General features: G+C 49.0%; 14 protein-coding genes. 8 read left to right on the plus strand and 6 right to left on the minus strand.

Going from position 1 to position 19375, the window contains the following annotated elements; translation table 11 throughout:
• Nucleotides 1-1058 precede the first annotated feature (1058 nt).
• From ACODSV_RS02355 to trfA, 3 genes are read left to right on the plus strand one after another with little or no spacing between them, the layout of a single operon-like run.
• The gene (locus ACODSV_RS02355) at nt 1059-1889 is read left to right on the plus strand and encodes a ParA family protein (protein WP_010466349.1); all 831 of its coding nucleotides are present in this window, start codon (nt 1059-1061) and stop codon (nt 1887-1889) included.
• Complete coding sequence (locus ACODSV_RS02360; RefSeq protein WP_489044690.1) at nt 1886-2881, plus strand: ParB/RepB/Spo0J family partition protein; 996 nt, start codon at nt 1886-1888, stop codon at nt 2879-2881. The genes ACODSV_RS02355 and ACODSV_RS02360 overlap by 4 nt, the downstream gene beginning before the upstream one ends.
• 11 nt (nt 2882-2892) lie before the next feature.
• Nucleotides 2893-3840 (plus strand): plasmid replication initiator TrfA, encoded by a 948-nt coding sequence (gene trfA / locus ACODSV_RS02365; RefSeq protein WP_158491256.1) that lies wholly within the window; start codon nt 2893-2895, stop codon nt 3838-3840.
• 769 nt (nt 3841-4609) lie between these two features.
• Here the strand turns inward: trfA and ACODSV_RS02370 are convergent.
• Nucleotides 4610-5083 carry a hypothetical protein gene (locus ACODSV_RS02370; protein WP_489044692.1) on the minus strand — a complete coding sequence of 158 codons (474 nt, stop codon included), beginning with the start codon at nt 5081-5083 and terminating at the stop codon, nt 4610-4612.
• Between the two features lie 1395 nt (nt 5084-6478).
• On the opposite strand from ACODSV_RS02370, the gene ACODSV_RS02375 reads away from it, so the two are divergent.
• Nucleotides 6479-7450: a DNA replication terminus site-binding protein gene (locus ACODSV_RS02375; RefSeq protein WP_489044694.1), complete on the plus strand. Its 972-nt coding sequence runs from the start codon at nt 6479-6481 to the stop codon at nt 7448-7450.
• A gap of 54 nt (nt 7451-7504) precedes the next feature.
• Complete coding sequence (locus ACODSV_RS02380; RefSeq protein ID WP_010466360.1) at nt 7505-8236, plus strand: hypothetical protein; 732 nt, start codon at nt 7505-7507, stop codon at nt 8234-8236.
• Nucleotides 8237-8282: 46 nt separating this feature from the next.
• Here the strand turns inward: ACODSV_RS02380 and ACODSV_RS02385 are convergent, their stop codons facing one another.
• From ACODSV_RS02385 to ACODSV_RS02400, 4 genes are read right to left on the minus strand one after another with little or no spacing between them, the layout of a single operon-like run.
• Complete coding sequence (locus tag ACODSV_RS02385) at nt 8283-11315, minus strand: conjugal transfer protein TraG N-terminal domain-containing protein (RefSeq protein WP_010466362.1); 3033 nt, start codon at nt 11313-11315, stop codon at nt 8283-8285.
• Nucleotides 11315-12742, minus strand: a complete 1428-nt coding sequence (locus ACODSV_RS02390; RefSeq protein ID WP_010466363.1) for a conjugal transfer protein TraH — start codon at nt 12740-12742, stop codon at nt 11315-11317. Before ACODSV_RS02390 ends, ACODSV_RS02385 begins: the two co-directional genes overlap by 1 nt.
• The gene (traF, locus tag ACODSV_RS02395; protein WP_081854031.1) at nt 12726-13757 is read right to left on the minus strand and encodes a conjugal transfer protein TraF; all 1032 of its coding nucleotides are present in this window, start codon (nt 13755-13757) and stop codon (nt 12726-12728) included. Before traF ends, ACODSV_RS02390 begins: the two co-directional genes overlap by 17 nt.
• Before the next feature lie 2 nt (nt 13758-13759).
• Nucleotides 13760-14062 (minus strand): hypothetical protein, encoded by a 303-nt coding sequence (locus ACODSV_RS02400; RefSeq protein ID WP_010466368.1) that lies wholly within the window; start codon nt 14060-14062, stop codon nt 13760-13762.
• Between the two features lie 315 nt (nt 14063-14377).
• Here ACODSV_RS02400 and ACODSV_RS02405 point away from each other — a divergent pair, with 315 nt between their 5' ends.
• Both ACODSV_RS02405 and ACODSV_RS02410 read left to right on the plus strand, forming a co-directional pair.
• Entirely contained in the window at nt 14378-16297 is a 1920-nt protein-coding gene (locus tag ACODSV_RS02405) for a hypothetical protein (protein ID WP_010465807.1), read from the plus strand.
• A 59-nt stretch (nt 16298-16356) separates the two neighbouring features.
• Entirely contained in the window at nt 16357-17397 is a 1041-nt protein-coding gene (locus ACODSV_RS02410) for a phospholipase D family protein (RefSeq protein WP_489044698.1), read from the plus strand.
• A gap of 68 nt (nt 17398-17465) precedes the next feature.
• Here ACODSV_RS02410 and ACODSV_RS02415 read toward each other — a convergent pair whose 3' ends face one another.
• The gene (locus ACODSV_RS02415) at nt 17466-18491 is read right to left on the minus strand and encodes a hypothetical protein (RefSeq protein ID WP_489044700.1); all 1026 of its coding nucleotides are present in this window, start codon (nt 18489-18491) and stop codon (nt 17466-17468) included.
• A 390-nt stretch (nt 18492-18881) separates the two neighbouring features.
• Between ACODSV_RS02415 and ACODSV_RS02420 the strand changes: the two genes are divergently transcribed.
• Complete coding sequence (locus tag ACODSV_RS02420; protein WP_489044702.1) at nt 18882-19367, plus strand: hypothetical protein; 486 nt, start codon at nt 18882-18884, stop codon at nt 19365-19367.
• Nucleotides 19368-19375: the final 8 nt, after the last annotated feature.

A 19375-nucleotide genomic window follows, 5' to 3' on the forward strand; every position in this document is an offset into this window, starting at 1 on the left:
GTGCGTCCTGCCAAGCGAACAGGACGAGCCGTACACGGTCAACGACAACGACCTCTGACGCTCTTAGCCTGGTCGACGAATCGATCACGAGACACACAAAACCGAAAGAGCACCACCGTGAAAACCATTAATACGAATTCCCACAGTGGGACTTTTCATGACTAGTGCGTCCTGCAAAGCGTACTGGGCAGGCCGTACAAGCTCAACAAGAACGAGCTCTGATGCACCCAGCCTGGGCGCTAACTCGATCACGGGCACACGAAACCAAAAAGGCACCACCGTGACAACCATAAACAGGAATTCCCACAGTGGGACTTTTCATGACTGATGCGTCCTGCCAAGAGCACTGGGCAGGACGCACACGCTCAACAAGAACGAGCTCTGACGCTCCCAGCCTGGGCGCTAACTTGATCACGGGCACACGAAACCAAAAGGGCACCACCGTGGCAATCATAAATACGAATTCCCACTATGGGACTTTTCATGACTGATGCGTCCTGCCAAGAGCACTGGGCAGGCCGTCCACGGTCAACGAGAACAAGTTCTGACCTTCCCAGCCTAGGCGCAAACTCGATCAGGGGCACACGAAACCAAAAGGGTACCGCCGTGACAATCATAAATACGAATTCCCACTATGGGACTTTACATGCTTGATGTGCCCTGCCCGTTGATTCGGGCAGCCCGTAACAAGGTCGACAAGAACCACACAGACGCCCCTAGCCTAGGACGCCGATTTGATCACGTGAGATGCAGAACAGCGAGGCCGGCTGCACTGACAAACAAAGGTTGGATTCCCACTATGGGACTTTTCCTGTGAAGGGACTGACCTGATAAATCGGCAAAAAGAAAAAATCACCTGAACAACGCATGCAGAGATTCCCACTATGGGAACAAACGAGGGATACTGACACCCAATAGAGATGCGATAGGTAGCGGAAATAAAAAATAATGGGAAGACGAAAACAGACGAAAGGGCGGTAAAAAGATCGGATATGTTGCATAATCCCAAACAAGATGTATGACATACCGAGTACTACATCGACCCATTAGGAGCTCTCATGGCCTCACCAAAAGCCAAAACTGCAGAAATCGAAACAGTCATTATTGCAATCGCCAACCACAAAGGCGGGGTAACGAAAACGACAACTGCAATCAATTTGGCGGATAACCTGGCAAAGCTCGACGAGAATTGCACAGTAGTGCTTATTGATATGGATCCACAGGCGAACGCATCTCAACACATTGGCGTTGCGCACCCGGCAAAAGTTTCCCATAACCTAGCCGAGTTAATGCTGAACCCAACCGCAAATATTGCGGCGTTCATCTTTGATGAAACACATGTTGAAGGCGTAAGTCTCATCTATGGTTCGATGAGCCTCGAAAACGTACCGGACATCATCCGGCACGAAGCTGCACGCCCAAATGAGGTATTGAAGGAAAGAATTAAGCCGCTGATTGGCAAAGCTAATTATATTATTCTCGATTGCCCGCCAAATTTAGGGCTGCTGACAATGAACGCCTTGGCCGCCGCTACGCACTACATTATTCCAGTTGAGTCGGGCGCTAGTTATGGTTTGTATGGACTGGCAGACCTCCAGTCTAGGATCACAAAAGTTAAACAGATCAACCCTGATTTGACCTTTCTAGGTGCGCTTCTTGCCAAACACGACAAGAGAATGACTCTTTGCCAAGAAACTGAAAATGATGCAGTAATTTTGTTTGGAAGCGTAGTTCCAGTTTATATATCGCCAACTACAAGAGTTAACCAATCAATTGCTAGAAAACAAACGGTTGGTGATTTCGACAAAAACAACAAGGTAGCGAAGCAATATGCAGAGCTAGCTGTGTATGTTGCAAAAGAAACAAAAGGGAAGGGGCTTAAAGCATGAGCCAGGCACAAAAAAATCCCACATCAAAAACAGCTGCAAAACCAGCTGCAAAACCAGCTTCTAAAACGACTGCCAAAACAGAAACCCCAGCGCCTCGTAGACGCCAAGGGCTTGGTGCATCGTTGGCAGGATCACTAGTTGCAGGCATGCAGGAGCACCAAGCAGCAATTGATGAAGCTGGCGACAGCCAAACAATGGTATGGACTGCACGTCCAATTGATCTAACGAGCATCGACCCAAATCCATACCAACCACGGATCCGTTTCATAGGAATTGAAGAGCTTGCGCAGCTGATAGATGAGCAAGGGCTCCAACAGCCAATCACAGTTCGCCCATATGGTAATAGGTATCAGATCGTATCTGGCGAGCGCCGTGTACGCGCCCATAGACACCTTGGTAAGACAGTTATTCTTGCACATGTGAAAAACATCACAGAAGAAGAAATGTCGGCTCTGGCGCTAGCAGAGAACCTTGGACGCGAGGATTTGACAGACTTTGAACTTGCTCGATCGTTGTTGAAACACAAAAGTAAGTTTGGCAGTAGTGTTGGTACACATGCTGAATTCGGCTTAACCAAAACTGTCTACTACCGTTTGATGGCATTCGAAAACCTACCGGAAGCTGTTAATACACTTCTAGAGAAAAAACCAGAGCTGATTTCAGGACTGACAGCGGAGAACACCGTTAAAGTAATTAAGAAGCGTATTGAAGAAGGTATTGAACCAGATCAATTACATAAAGCGCTTATTTCTATCGTACAAAAAGCGATTACTAGTAATACGCCACTTAAAAATTTGGCAAGCACTCTAGAAGCTAAATTCAATCAAAGCGGTTTAAAAATCACGCCACAAGCGATTGAATCGAACGGTGTAACTATGGGGCAGGTTAAGACCACTAAGACTCACTTCGAGCTGAAACTTAAACGTACCTCTTTTACTGAAGAGCAATTGAAGCAGATCGAAGAATTCGTCAAAAATCTGAAAACTGCCTAATAGGTCCCAATGTGAGCACTGAGAAACCAGACGAGCCCAGAACTCCTGATCTCTTCAAAAACGAAGAAACAAGCGAAGGAAAGACTGCTTCTTCCAAAAGAAAGCCTGGGGATGGTCTTCGTGCAGCAAAAGAAAGAGCAGCTGCCGTTCAAAAAGAAGCACAAAAAACAGCAGAAATACGTCTGAAGGCCTGGGGAGAGGAGGTCAGGGAAGCACCAAACGAAGCATTACGAAGCGCGTTATTCACGGCAAGGAACCGTAACACTCCTCGTGAGCAGATGAAAAATATCGAGGTAGTGTCCTACGGTAACTCAAGATTGATCTACAGCGGCGAAGAGCTTCGTCAAGACGATTTAGACGTTTGGTTCCAAGTAGTTCACCTGGCCAGGGAAGCTGAACTCGGCCACCCGATCTGCTTCAGCCCGCTGGCGATGAAAAAAGATCTGAAAATGCCATACGGTAAAAAACACACCGAACGGCTTAAAAACATTCTGACCAGGCTCAAAGCAACCGCCGTTGCAATTCATTCTGAGCGATTGGGCCGCGGGGTCGTTCTTTCTCTAATTCGGAAATTCGAATACAGCGACGACCTTGAAGAGGACAACACCGGCAGGGACCTAAGCTGGGTGATAGAACTAGAACCTGAAATTGCTAAGCTTTTTGGCGGTGGCTTTTACAGTACCAGGATTGAGTGGGAGCAACGGCTTTCCCTAAAAGGTAACCTCGCCAAATGGATGCACGGGTTTTATGCCTCACATTCAGAGCCATACGATCTTAAGGTTGAAACGCTCATAAAGAGTGCCGGATCGAGAGTCTCATCGATCGGCAAGGCAAGACAAATGATTCGCGAAGCTCTCGACGAGCTCAAAAGATCTGGATTTCTCCTAGAAGGATCAATCGACGCCAAGGACAAGGTCGTAGTGAAGCGACGTAAGAACACGACATCAGACCCCGCATAAGCGGGGTTTTTTTTGCTCACAAAAAATAAAAGCCTGATTAAGGCGTAAGCCAGGATCGAGAAAAACACGAGTTGCCCACTGGTAATCCACCGCGTAGGTAACGGATTAAGGGGTAACAGCGGCAAAGACCTACGCCGCGACGGAAAAACTGATTAAGGGGTAAAGAGTGAAACACCACCACGCACGTTATGGCAGGGGAGGGGATACGTTTAGAAATCACACAGAAATGAACGCAAGCCACGTTATACGCGGCCCTCAGGAGGGCGCAGATAGGGCTTAAAGGGGAGGGGAGGACCAGTATGATCTTGAACTTTTTACCTCATAATCAGTGCGAAAAAGCCTGTCGTTTCACTGAAATTCGCGTCAGATGCAATCAAGAAAAAAGCTATATATATCAATAGCTTAGGTTTGTTTACCCCATAATCAGAAGGCATACCCCAAAGTCAGTTGGCCTTACTCCATAATCAGACAAAGCGTAAAAAAGATAAATATCCTTATATATCAATGACTTGCAGTCGATATCTAAAGCAGGAAAGAGGCTAAAAAGCAGGCTTACCTCATGATCAGGTACGTTTACCTCATAGTGAGGTACGTTTACCTCATGATCAGGTATCAAAACCTCTTAGTGAGGTAAGAGAACAATCGTTGAAAGCCTTATAAATCAAGGGCTTCAGCCATATTCTTGAGCCCTATAACCGCTCTTAACCGCTTTATAACCGCTTTTAACCAGAAGGGGTCTTTTTTCAAATTTTTAAACGTAAAGCGCAAGCTATTGGAGACCGTGAAGTAGCCGGCCTGTTGTACCACGTAATAGAAGAAGGCACGTCTGAGTGTCAGCTCGCGTCTGAAGGGACAGAACCTTCATGCCAATGACACCAAGGTGAAAAACTTTGTCCGGAGAAATAGGAATGCTGTGGCCAATTTGACCCTCAGTCACGCGTAAGTACAAAACCCCCTTATCAGACTGGTTAGCCAAGGAAAGTGATTTGTTTTTTTTCGGACCATGATTTCTTAAATCAAACGTCGGAGTGATACCGAGTACCGCGCACATGAGCTGAGGCATCTCACGATCGGTCACCTGGATAGCGATCTTGTTCTCCCAATCAAATGAATCCCTTGAGGGAACACGACCAGCGATGTCGACAGCAAGCACGAACACACCACCACGGTTGGCCACAATCTCAAATTTTGCCGAAGCAGAAGCGCCATAAACATGAAAGCCATCTACAAGTTTCTCAGTCACGGAACACCTCAATATTTGTTACGTATGCAGGGTAGGGCAGGTACGGGTCAGGGCGAAAAGCGAAAGATTCTTTTCCTGCTGATAAACGCAAGACCTTTCCCAAATCTAAACAGAGCAAGGCAACTGGAATCACAGATAAACAGTCACTAGGAATTGAAGGCTTACACAAGCAGTAGATCGCCGAGATTTTCAGCTCCAGCCCAGCGCCAGGCCCAGATCCAAGTGAAGGTGGTGCTATGCAACATGATCACCAAACATCTCGGTGCCTAGTGAACAAATTTACAGGAGAGCGTAAACACGCAAGCCCGAAAACCCGAAACAAACATGTTGAATAGATACAAGCAATCGAACGATTACGGGAGGTAATGCCAAAAGCTCATCGAGCTCAGACTGGGTGATCGAATGACATCCAAAGCATCTTCATGGATCAAGGATCCTGAATACCGCGGTTAGAGCGAAGCAACTGTGCTCATTGGGGCTTTAGCGTAAAGAAGCAGGGCTGCCAGACCAACGAGAGTCAGGCAACCATTACCACGGACCACATCATAGACCGCAAAAAAGGGTCGGGCCGGCTTGCACAATCGCTGGCCAGCCAATCGGTGAGCCGTGGCGAACATCATTTTAAGCCGACAGATAGAGGTAAAAAACTGAGGAAGAGAGTCAATGATAAAGGGCAGGAAACAGACAAGAAACCGACCATCCAGGAACACCACCCATTAGCATGGGTGCAATAGATACCCGGTAGGGCACTGATTATCAGCAAAACCGTCGACAGTGGGTTGTATGATTTAACCAGGTAACACAAGCCAAACTCGCTCCAACTGCAGATCCTCTCGAAGCTAAGTCGGCTCCAGCTTGATGCCGGGACGTTGGGCATCAACATTCGGCTACATGGCGAATTGTTGCTTAGTAACCAACGCAGGCAAAAACGCGATCCAACCTCGAACCAGGGCAACCATGGCGTTGCCAATGCAGTACCAGGAGCCCAGTCCACGGTTCTCTTCACAATCGACAACCGGTCGACAATCGAAAATCAGTGCATCCAGAGGAAGAAACTCACCAGGACGCGCTTAATCTATACCACCCCTGCATTAAAGAAACGCGCTAAACACAAATCCTTCCCTTCTTCGAACTCTGAAAGACCGCCACGGCCTTCCTCTGAGCCCGGTAGACCTACGTTAGTGCAGGCATGCGCGGGGTCACCATACCCCCGTACCTGATCGGCCCGCGTAGCGCGCGATGGAAGGTAAGCGGAAGGCTAAATGGATGGGGAAAGGAAGGTAAAGCGGGCAGCCCCAGTGGGGGAGTGCGGCTGTACAGGGAAAGTCGGGGGTGAAAAAGGCACACCACTATGCAGGGGTGGTATAATTATGCAAACACCATGGAGGCAACCGTATGTACGAAGACGTCGAGCGGGCTTACCAGCAACTAGTGAGAGCTGTCACACGCTTCAACGCGACATGGCCATCCCTCGTTGTACGAGGCAAGGTGTGGCGCCTGCCTGTGCTGCAGGAGCAACGGACCCCCGACATCATTGACGTGTCAGAGGTTGCTGATGACGAAATCATTGAGGTGACACTGGAAGCAATTGGCACGTTCGAACGAGATCTTGGCCAAGCACCAGGAACAGTGATGCGGCTGCCAGGCTATTTCCAACTAAGCGAATCGGTTTTGCCGCTCGCGCTGGAAATCAACACAGCCAAGAAAAAAGTGCTCGACGCGATCGAGGCAGTACGAGTCGCACAAAATCTAACACCCGAGATGCGGCCGCGAATTATGCGCAGGGCGCTCGGTCCGGGTTTCAGCACAAAGCAATTGCAGAGAACACTCCACGCATTCGACGGAGCTCCGCGGCGGATCTCGTTCACGTGGGCTGGCCATACCACAGGGAACGAAAAGATTTCGGTGGCAAAGATTCGGCTTCAGTTAATCAACGAATCAGAAGCCCGTGCAGCAAGTGAAGAAATTCCTGTCCATGACACTCCAGAGTATCTCGACCTACGGGCGATCAATCACCTTGCCGATACCGAAGTTCTGATCAAGCATAAAAGCGTTGCTCCTCATCCAAGGTGCATTATCTGGTTTGGTGAAAAAGGCGAGAGGTGGGACGCGACGATCAAAGCGAACCTTCCCGTATTTGTTCTAGCCGGCGAGCTTGAAATGAAGCTCAGCAAGCTGAAATCATTCAACAAGGCAGCAAGAGGCGAAAAACGACGCGACATTAAAGCGAGAGATGAGGTATGGCCGCAGCGGGATATCTACATGCCAACAGCGGGTGGCCAAGCCCCTGTCCAGGAGAAGCATGAGGTCGACGACCAGGTGCCCTCAACGTATCGGTTGAGCGGCGTGATTTACCAGCGTCAGTAGGGTTGCAGTTTAACGGGGTAGGGTAGGATCTAAGTAAGTCGAAAGGAGAATTTCATGAAAGCAATCATCGCTGCCGAAACGAAACGAGCAGAATCACTGATCGAAGGGTTCATGGGCCTTCCACCTGAAACTGTGGACTTGGCCACCTTCAATGCCGCCGTGCTCCAACAGGCTCCGAAGGAATTCGTTAAGGCAGTCGAAGCAATCCAGCGGATCTCCGAAAAAGCTGCCCCAAGCCAGAATGATGCAGCCTTTGCCGTCAACGTAGTTGATTTGATGGCCGAGTATGCGCAGCGCCCTAAGATGTCTCCAGCAATCGAGCCACTCTGGAAAGCTGAACATCTAGTGCGTGAGTCAGGTCTGGGTTGGACTCTTCGGCATCTGCTTGCTGTAGCGCTTTCATTCGGTGGCCTCATCGCCGGCGCCAGCCAGGATATGTCAATGAATGCGCAGGCCTATGCTTACCTTGCACTGATTTTCGCAGTTGGGTCGGGAGCCTTGCATCTGACCCATGGAAGAGACCCTGAGGTAAGGGTGCCACTGTTTGTCGTTGGTAGTTTGATTGGCTTCTGCCTTCTGACCGCTAAATTTAGCGCAGCTGTAGGATTTCTTGCGTTGCTAGCCGTCTCGGTAATTTTCATGCTATCGAGCCTAATTGGCCTCATGAGTGGAGCGACAAACAAATCGAGCACTTACGAACCACAAATGCCTCAGCAGGTGGAATACAACCCTTATGTAATCACTGAGGGGAATGAAATGTCGGAGCCCATGAGACAGCTCAAATAAAAAAACCGGCCATTAGGCCGGTTTTTTTTGCTGCGCTGTGAGCCTTTTACTGACCCGAGCGCGGGATACTCAAACTCATTCGATCTGTAACCGAATCACGATCGTTTAACGTACGAATATCCGCGAGCTGTGCTCCTGACCCGTTATCGTGCAAGCCAGCTTGAATCAGTTGCTGGTACATGCCGTCACGCAAGTCATGGTCCATTCCAACCGAATCCGCATAAGCGTCCCAGTGATCTTTGGAGTTGTCACCGAAACCACCAACACGCGCAGTCGCAAAGACTTCAGCTTGCGCGTCATTCAACCCCAGGTGGCGGCCTTCCTCAAGGTATTCCTCCCTGTTACCTCGCATCCCAAGTGTGCTACCAATGTTGTTGGTGATACCAGCAATCCCCCCGCCGGAGGACTCCCCAAAGTCATGCACGTCCTTGGCCAGGCCACGAATGCGACTCTCGGCTTGATCAGCGGCAGGTTTCATAGCTGATTGGCCGTACACCTGTGCGTCGTTTTCCACCACCGGCTGCATGCGCTGGTACTCACCACCAGGATTGGAATTATTAATCGCAGCATCTTTCCTTCCAGCGAATGAAGAATTGAAGCTGGACGTATCAACAGAATGGCCAGCACGCTGCGTTTCTCCCTCGAGGTTACCGGGGGCAGGTGCTCGAAGATTTGCATAGCGATCGTAATCAACAGCTGGACCGTCAAGCGACGAAAAATCACCATGCTTAGCAAGTGTCATTAGAGCAGCAGCAGCGTCAGCTCGACGAGGATCAAGCATTGTGTTGCTCAATTGGCGCTGATGCTCCTGGAACTCTTCACCGTACTTGTTCATCGCATCGGAAACGACAGCACCATCGCGACCCTCACCAACAACCTTACCTGCCCAGGAATCCAATTTAAAATTCTCACTGTAGCCGGCGGACCGCACAAAGGATTCAGCTTGTTGGAACGCCTTCTGATCGGATAGCGTTTGCTGAGCTGATTTAGAAAGACTCTCCTGATCTGATTTGGAGACACCAGCTCTCTCTGAATGGTCAAAATTTTGAGCGAGGTTATAACCCTGTGTACGATTCAAAGAGTTGGCAATTCTCTCGCCAAGAACGGCTTTTACCGCATTGTTAACGTTCTCTGAGCTGTTCATGTTGTCAGATCTGGACGACTGACTGGTATTGGATGCATCCACACCACCGCTAACACCCACCCCAGCACTCCCTCCAGTTCCGCCTGGTGCTTCGGCCTTAGCACTTAGCCCCGCGGTACCAGAGGCGCCGCCACGCAAAGCGACACTGGCAATGCCGGCCTCAATTTGAGTCGAGGAGTATCCTTGCTGCCGTAACTGGTCGATACCGGCTTGAAAGCCAGCATCGCTATTCATACCAAAGGAGCTCTGCAAACCACGGCCAACTGCTGCCTGGTCACCGATGCTGTTTGAACTGTCAAGTTGACGGCCGTAGGCGCTGGTAAGTTGTTTCGAGAAACTTTCAGCGGAAGCTTCGGCACGAGTGCGCGTGCTGGAGAGCCCCTCGCTCATCATTGAGCCTACCGAAATATCGCCGCGTTGATTTTCTGAACCATTAATACGCAGACCTTTGTCGTAATCACTGGTAGCGAAAGGCGTCGTCTGAAGCCCTGCTGCAGGCGTGATGACGTCTGGAGAAGCTATTTTTTCGTTGATCTGATCGGAACCGTTCATACGCCCGGCGATACCAGATGCAGCGATGGCGGTTCCCGAAACAAGAAACAAGCAGATTGCTGGCACTGACGACGCCATCAGGCCTGCAACGCCAACAGCTTGCTCAAGGGCTGGCTGCATTTGCTTCAGCATCTCAAAAGATACAGCCGCACCGCCCACGTCAAATGACGAGGTATTCAACAACCCCTGCATCACCGACGCGGTGGAGGAAACCGTATATAAATTCACGATGGACAGCGCCGGCATCCACAGCACCATCCATGCGAGCAGCATCATGTACTTACCGATTAGGCTAATGCCAAAACCTCCCATAGCAATTAAGAACGCCATTAGGGGGGTGATCGCATAGATCAAACCTTCAAAGAACGTCATAAAGGGCCGAACGTACTTCGTGAACATCGTACCTTCTGCTGCCCACTGAGTGTTTTGCTGAGCTTGGGCCTGACTCATCATCACGGCATAACTACCCTGAAGATCCTCAACCGCCTTTTGACCAGGTGCTTGAGTGAAAATCGGGTAAAGGATAGAAGCCATCGTGAACGCGCGGGCATCCATCGAGGAAAGGTTCAAAGCATAAAGAGCATCACCGATCCGTGTGGTGACGTCATCACCACTCACTACCTTGCCTGGACGCTGGAAACCGGCCGTAGCCACTTCCTCCATCACGTTGTCAGCTGACGAATTGGTAGCAGAGACCAAAGCGCTATGAGCATCTGAACAGCTCAACGTCCGGCCGCCGGCGGTGCCATCAAAAATTTGTGTGTAATAGACGTTGCTGGAGAATTTCGCTGATTGCATTGGATCGTTGCTACGAGCGACATTCGCATAAACCGTCATGTCGTCCCCCATGCCGGCGAGGGTGCATTCGCGAAAGTAATTGGACCAGGATGAAAGTAGGTCCTGATTGACGGTACCACCGTTTGTAAAAGCAGGTATCGACATCAAGTTGCCCGTCACCGACCGAACTCTCATAAGAGTCTCGATAGGGTCAGCAAAACCATAATTTGTCATCGAAGGTGTAGAGAACGCCTGCTCCATCAGGTGAGTGATGTTGTAGCCGACGTTGGAGATGGTCGAGCCAACCATCAGCGGCCCCAACGGAACATTGTCTACGACCGTGACGGTGCCGTCATAGACGTCTTCGATGATTGCGCGTCCGGAAGGACCATACATTGCCAGATAGAGGATTAAGCAAACGCCAACCTGGTGGAATGGAATCGCCTGATTCTTATAAACAGCCTGGAAACCAAGAAAAAGGGCGCCAATCAAAAAACCAATTTTGGCCAAAGACTCAACATCACCGGTGCCGCAGATCATGGCCACGGCATTTAACACCTCTTCAAGGTAGGAGGCTGAACCTACCGAATAGATAGTGAACTCCATTACTGAGCCCTCACAGAGCGATTTCCCATAGTCGCAATAAAGTTCGGAGGCGGTATAACTTCCATGCGGACAGTCCAGTCCTTATACATGTCATTATCGTTACCGTATTTAGCTTGAAGTGCCAGATGTTCCGAGGTTAAACGATCACGTGCATCGACAATAAAATCTCGACTCTTCTCGCCTAATTGATCAACCATTTTCCCCCGTTGAAGCACAGATTCAGCGGTATTAATGTAGGACGATGTGAGCGAATAAGCCCCTTCCAAAGCAAGCATTTTGGCGTGTGCGGCGACAAATCCTTTAGCCATCGACTCACTTCGCTGAGCAATGCGTTGAATCATCGCGGAGAAACCAGCTTTCTGCAGTGCGCTAATAACAGCTACTTCATCTGCATTGAAAGAACCAACATTGGTTGCCCACTTATAAACGATACCTGGAGAGTTCGAATTGCCATTGAATGACTTAACGATCTTTTCGGCAAGACCATCGAATGCAATTTGCTGGCTCTTGATCTCCATGCATGCAGCTTCATCTGCAGAACAGTCGTAGATCGAGACTTGTTCTTCTTTTTTCCCCTCTACAATATCTTGCAGTGTAATACCCGTCGGACCGAAATACTGGGTCTCAGGGACTTTTCCCTTACCGTCTTCGGAATCAGTCAGAGACTTGATAATTACGGTGCCCGTAAAAGACATGATCATTTCATCAGTCTGCCTTGAACCGTATGTGAAGAAACTTCTTGCACCATACTGCTCCATGGAGCACCAGAGAACGTTACCGATATCTTCGCAGGACTTAAAATGCCCAGCATCATTTTGCTGTTCTTTAGGAGATTTCGAAGTCAGGCTCCCAGGCATAAGAGAAGCAAACGCATCGCCCACACCTGAAGTAACGTTGATGTTGGCAGCGCGCATTGTCTCCTTGGAGGTAAAAGAACTGAATGCGTCAGTTACCAAACCTTGCGCTAGTTGGCAGGAGTTAGACATCAAACTGTTGATGTCCTGCATAACCTCCTGAAGATTCTGAATAACGTTATGAACCGTAGGCCCCATAGCATTCAGTGCAAGCTTGAATGCGTAGCCAGATGCAACGCCGACAGCGTTCGACGCAACAGATCGAAGCGACTGAACGAATTGCTGTGCATTGATAAACGAGAAAGACCCCGCAAACATATCGATCCCACCACAACCTGCCTGAAATGACGGTGGTCTGAACGAGACAATGGGTGTGGTTGAGATCTTATTGCGAACTCGTAAGGAGCCCCCTGTGATGACGCCTCGTGTGGCAGTCTCATAAGCACCAGCGTCGGTAACGTTCGACATCGAATCAAACATCGAATCGAGTTGAGACTGTATATCCGCGTGTGCACCAAGCGGCGCTAAACCCAATAGCGCTGCAAGGATTAAGGTATTACTCTTCAGTCTCATTGTGAGGCTCCCCATCAATAGCCTTGCGTGCCAATTTCTTTTTCATTGCTTCGACGAATTTCTCAGGATTATTCAGAAGATCTTCGTTAATGCCATCGTTATCATCCAGTGACAGAAGACCGTTATCGAAGAACGGCTGCGTGCTATCGAACGTCTTTTTATCAATTAGACCTGTATCGCGCGCAGCAATTAATATCCGATTAAATAAGACGTCTAGAGTAATTGCGCCATAGCCGACTATTTCAGTCTTGTTAGGAGGAATAGCAAGCGCTAAAGCCGGAGTTTGGAACACTTCGAGTTTTTTAGACTGGCCGTCGTCGATGCGGTAATCAGGAAAAGCGTTGTTATCTAAAGGCTTACCATCCACCGAGACTGGGATAATATTGATTCCAGTAGACGTTGTCAGCGATTGCAAGACACTGGCTTGTTCAGCACAGAGAATGCAGTTCGATTTAAAGAAGAAAAATAGCCCAACCTTGTTACCAAGACTTCGAAGTACTTTGTCTTTATTCGATGTAACTTCCCGGTTTAGAGCATTTGCTGCATAAGTTGCAACTGGACGTCGACTATCCTCATCCAGGAATGGATCCTTCATGATTACTCTCGACGATGCTTCAGAGAACTGTGAAGCTTTGTCCATCATGACGCGCTGCAAATAATAATATGCCTGAACGTTAGCATCGGTCGGGTTATCAATTGCTCGATCACGATAGACAGGGAGATTTTTCTTAATCCACGCCACGCTGAAAACCTCCGGACCTTTTGGCGCAGGAGGTTCTTGTTTTTCCGGCTCTTTCTCTGGAACCGGGGCAGGCGGAGGAGGGGGTGGAGGCTTTATGGGTTCCTCAGGAATCTCCTCTGGGGGATCTTTGTACCAAAACCAGCCTTCTGCTTTGCCCTTATAAAAGCTTTCACTTCCCGCTGATGGCAGAGAAGGTTCTTCTTGAGTATCCGCATTAACGGAATTAGTAATCGAAATTAACAGAGCCGAAGCTAATGCTAGTGAAACCCGCATATTCAACTTCCTTGCCCAAGGTAAGTGGCGACAGCAGCAGTTCCATATACCCAGAATCTGCCCTTTTTTTTGCGTGCTGGGTTGATCACCTTCACCCACGCCAGGTGTTGATATTGAGCATTGCCAATTTTTTTCCTGAAGTAATTTTCGGAATAATTAAGCTCGCGAGAAACCTGTTCGCTCGTCATGTAATCGCCGTAGAGGCTAGACAAGCGCTTAAGGGTTTCTTCAAGAAGTTTTTCGTAGTTTATGGCCACAACCGCAGCTGAGGACTGCTGTCCATGGTCAGACGTGAGTTGAAGCATCGCAGCACCGCATTGTTGATCTGATGCCTTAATGCTATTGACCGAGCTCCTTTGATGGAGGCCAATTGGCCCCCTGCTGGGGTACGGAACGAGTCAGGTCTTTGTTGTCTACGTTACTGTGTACGCTTTGATACTGGATCAGTCCTGCCACAATCAGGCTCAGGGTAGGGCTAAAAATTGGGAATTGGACATTAATCGTCTACGTTATATCGATCAGAGGCGATTTCTAACAAGAAGGTGGTGAGACGCGTCTCCAGGCTCAGTCAGATGAGATAGACTCTAAATTTAATGTCTACGTTATGCAGGAAAGATGAGATGGCCAAATCGAAGGTAGTGGAGGCCGAAATCGTTGCTGAGCACGAACGCATGGACGGCGGTACCGACATGTTAGTGAAGTGCACCTTGATAGATTCTCAAATCAAGTGGCTTGCTTACCGATCGACAATCGATTCTGCATGCGTAGTCCATCAGCACATTAAGCGAGATCAGGGGAGGAGGGGGACATGCCTCAATACCAAGCCTGCACCTGTTCCTGTCGAAAGCATTGAAAGGAAAAGAACCTTTCGATCAACGACCCGAACAGCGCTGACAACCGCCACGTATGCCTTCAAAGCTGAATACTCAGACGCCCTCACTGATTATCTTCTTCTGAAAGGTGACGATGAATATGCGCGACAACACATCGTCAACCTTAAAAGGGTATGGCGCATCCACGAGCTATTGTGGCCTAAAGAAAAAGGTCATGACGGTGGCAGATTCCTAGCTCGTCTTTCCTGCAGCAGGAATGACAGTTATGGCTTTGCAACCACACAGTTTGTCCTTGAGGCAGCCCCGTTTGGCCAGATTGGCCTTCGGAGTCTGGATCCCCGCGGTTACTCACCAGAACCTGAATATGACAAGAAAATAATCGATGGGATTTCTAATGCTCTGCTGCAAGACAATCAACGCATTCTTTCAATGCTCTTGGTTGACCTCGAACGGGGAATTGAAAACGCCAGGGACGCACAAATTGTGTTCGACCGCCGGCGGAAAGAACTCGGTGACGGATTTACGTATTTCGACCTGCAACGGCCAAATTCAGTGCGACAAAAGGGCGGTGATCATGAAGCCCGATTGGAGGTTGTCCATTCCTACGATGGACGACTAGCGCAAGCATTCCTGATGAAAAACGACGAGTTCTGGTTCGTTCTACTCGTCACGCGCAATGTTTTTGGCAAGGAAAAGATGGCCAAGATCACAGGGGGCAACGGGCATTACAAGGAGGTTGTATTCACCACTCCTATTGAAACTGCGCGACGTTTACTTGGCCTGGCATCATCAGAGCAGACCGAAGCAGAAGCGAGAATTGAGCTGCAAAAAACGGTTGATCGTGATTTCCAACGATTGCTGACCGATCATAGCTCAAGGGCTTTAATCACCATCTGCGAAATTGCTGAATTAGATAGCGGTGGTGCTGCAGCCTTCTACTCGGTCCTGCCATCAACGCCAATGAGTTTACCGGCTAACTGCCCCCGGCCGATCTATCGCATCAAGGTTCTACAACCTAAAGACTCCAAATATGGCACCAAGAAGCTCTACAGCCTCACGACCCTTCCATCAGGCAGAGATTCATCCGCATTCAATGGAAAGGCATCTACCGATTTCCTTACTTTTTTGCGGGATGCAATCACTCCGAGTCGCTACAGCGAAGCCATTAAATACCTTCAGGACAACGTGTTCCATGATGACCCTGGATACCACGAACTGGACGAAGCTTGCAGTGCGTGGAGCATTCTCACTGCCGGCCGTACGTCGACAGCAATCGACGGCTTGGTATGCCCGGTGGGTGCACCAGTTCTTGAGCGCCTTGGTCAAATAGCTGTTGATCGAGAACTTAACAAAATTCGACAAGGTATCGAGGATGGCTACTGGGAGAAGGGATATCTTGAGGAGTTCATCGCCAAGTTAGAAAAACAGAAAATCCTCCCACCAGAAATTAATGAATGTGTTGAGTTCCACACAAAGCAGCACACCCGTAACGTAGACAATATTTTATCCCTCCCTCCGACAATCAAGAAGCGAGGTCGGCCCCCAAAGGCTTGGGACAGCGATGAAGCGAAAGCAATTGCTCGGCGGGAGGCGAAAGCCCAGTGGGCTAGAGATGCTCGAGAGGCTGGTAAGCTCAAAGAACCAAAAGAACGAGTCGCAGCTAGACAAGCACAGTGGCGCAAACGTAATGCAGACCGCGAAGAGTAGCCAACGGGCGCACGGGCGCATCAGCCATTTTAATTAGTACCAGCCGATAAGGATTCTCAATGTTTGTTGGGCCCGACCAGTATCAGGACTGTATTCGCTCTATGGTTGCTAGCGAGGACCGGTTGGACGTCGCCGTGGCATTTTGGGGGAGGGGGGCTGATAAGTTAATTCATCCCAAGCGGGATAAACCACTCCGTATTGTTTGCAATCTCAGAAGTGGCGGAACAAACCCCGCGGTTATCAAAAAGCTGGTCGCTCGCGCAAAAAAAATAGAACACGTACAGATCCTTCAGTGCGATCGCCTTCACGCGAAAGTAATCGTTGGGCCATCCCAGGCAATCATCGGATCAGCGAACCTATCAGCCAACGGCTTAGGTTTTGAAGGGGCCGAACTCTCCAAATGGTTGGAAGCAGCAATCCACACTACCGAAGAATCGGAGGTCGGTTCAGCGCAGAAATGGTTTGAACAGCTTTGGGCATCGAGAGATACACGAGAAATAACCGACCAAGACCTGGTAGAAGCAGAGGAGGCATATAAGAAGAATCGTAACGGTCGCCCGGACTACGGAAAAAAGGGGCCTTTCTCTTTTACCAATTATTCGATCTCAGACCTCGAGGGACGCGATGCATTTGCGCTGCTATATACGTCGAGGCCTGGACCGGAGGCGGATGCTCGTAAGGACCAACACGACAAACAGGAACACCTTGAACATGCAAACACAGCTAGTGATGGGGAGGGGACCGAACGGTGGGCATTTGAGACATGGCCCGAATCTCTCGACACCACAGACAAGAATGAGTACCTGTGCGTTTTTTGGGACGATCGAAAGCGTCTAAGGGTCGACGGCGCGTGCCGCATGACAGATACAAAACTGAAATTCATCTACGAAGAGGATGGAAGCGATGGCTGGGTGGATCTGGCAAAGCCTGCGGCCACGCTGCTCGGACGCCGGCTTACAACCGGTGATTGCAGGAGGCTTACTACGGAAATCAGGCCAAGATTTGAGGCCATCTGGAATGCATCAGAGATGCTGGATGAGGACGCCAGGAGAATTCACCTTTCCATCCTTCTAAGCATTCTTCAATCTGAGAACACATGAGCAAGCCTACGGATTAGCAGCTGTATTAACTCAACCAAAGGGCTATTTAGTTGAGTTATCTTCTTTAGCTACTTTAGGAGGAGGGGATCAGTCTCTGTAGTGTATGGAATATCTACCAATAATCGATCACCTTTTGTTTTTATGAATAATCCAGCCCTGCAAACCAAATCATCAATAATTCCTGCTATTAAAAAAAATCTCGCTGTATCAGTCCATTTTCCAAAATCTTTAGCGATCTCCTGGCAAGCATCACCGAGCCTTTCGAAATACGGCAAAAACCAATGGCCATGCAGGGCTAACGCTGTTTTTTCCGAATTATGCCACGGTATCCCCAGGCCTTGAAGATTGCCGAGGTGATAGGCCGCGAACTTTAACAATGTGCCGTAACAACCGTATATTTCTCCTAAAATCTGCTCAACTGACTGATGCCTTCTGAATTCCAAAATCAGCTTATTAGATTGCTCATCGACTAAAGCCAAGTCGTTTAGAAAACTGTTTTCGTAGGATTCAGTTTGGCTTTCACCGAATGGCGCAGAAATCATCGTAACTGCATACTCATCCCAAACTGATAAAATAACTTTCCACTGAAGCTGCTCTAGAATCGGCCCATATTTAGGCCGTAGCAGTACATTTGGAAAGCATCGATCGAATGCATTCGTCACTTCAACATGACCACACTCATGAGCTAAAACATGGATTGCGTGAGCTCGACCCTCGGCATCGTCCAATTCAAGAAGAGGCCAAATGTGTCCTGCATTTACGACGATATGCGATTTCAGAACGTCGCCGCGCAAGACGGCAGGTGTCATGGCGACTCCGGCAACATGCGAGTTCGTAGCGGTCAATTTGAAGGTCGTTTCGTAACCGCGATCCAGTTCAAGCAGTGCCTGGTTGTAGTCCACAGCAATCGTGACGCCATCTAGGCCGCTTAGATCGAATTTGTTGCCTAAAGCACGAACAACTTCGCCGGTGATCGTAGCAAGACGAGTTGCTGAATCGGCGTCACTAAAACCTCTCGCGCTGATACCGAAATTTGGTGTCATGGACGTGACCTGGTTGAGGGTGTCAGCGGAAGTATCCTGCGAGTCATCCATGATAATTACTCCTTCGATGGTTAGAGCAGCCTGTGTGATCCAAACCGTTTCCGTCAAGGCGTACCTGCCAATTTGCTGCCGTTTGATTCCATGCCAGTTACCAAACACGCCTACCTGAGCGGTTTAGCACTACTGATGATCTAGGCAGATTAAATGAAAGGAAAACTGTCACTTTGCGTAGTATCATATGGCCATCATTTAACATAATGTTTATTATATGAAACGTAAGCATTTGTTTTTTCTAGAAATTTTTTAAATCTAGGAATTATTGCGAAATGCGCGTACTGATCGTTTTAAACAGACTTTAGCTTTCTATAAAATATCTTTTTCGTCAAGCTTCGTCGTCAATGGTTAAGATCAACGATCATCGATGCCTATCAGGAAACCCACTTGTCAGACTCGAACGAAATACTGAATCTTCTGGGACAAGCAAAAATCGTTGCGCAGAAATATCGCGCCCTCACAGGGAAGCCTTTGGGTATCACAGGCGAAGTTGCTGAATTTGAAGCTGCGCATCTTCTCGGGCTAACCCTAAGCGATGCCCGACAATCAGGCTACGACGCCACTGAGGTGCGTTCAGGGCACACATGGAAGATCCAGATCAAAGGGCGGTGTGTGACGTCCACTTCAGCTATGGGCCGCTTGGGGAGTATCGACGTCACTAAGGAATTTGATGCGGTCATGCTGGTACTGTTGGATTTCAACTTCAACGCGATCGCTATCTATGAGGCGTCACGTGACAAGGTTATTTCGAGGATCGCGGAGCCTGGTTCAAAGGCCCGCAACATTCGTGGCTCATTGGGAATTCAGCAATTCAAGTCGATAGCAACACTTCGTTGGAAGCGGACAGAACCTGCCAAACCTGCTTGCGGTTAGCCTCCAAC

Source organism: Pseudomonas sp. FG86 (assembly GCF_057808775.1).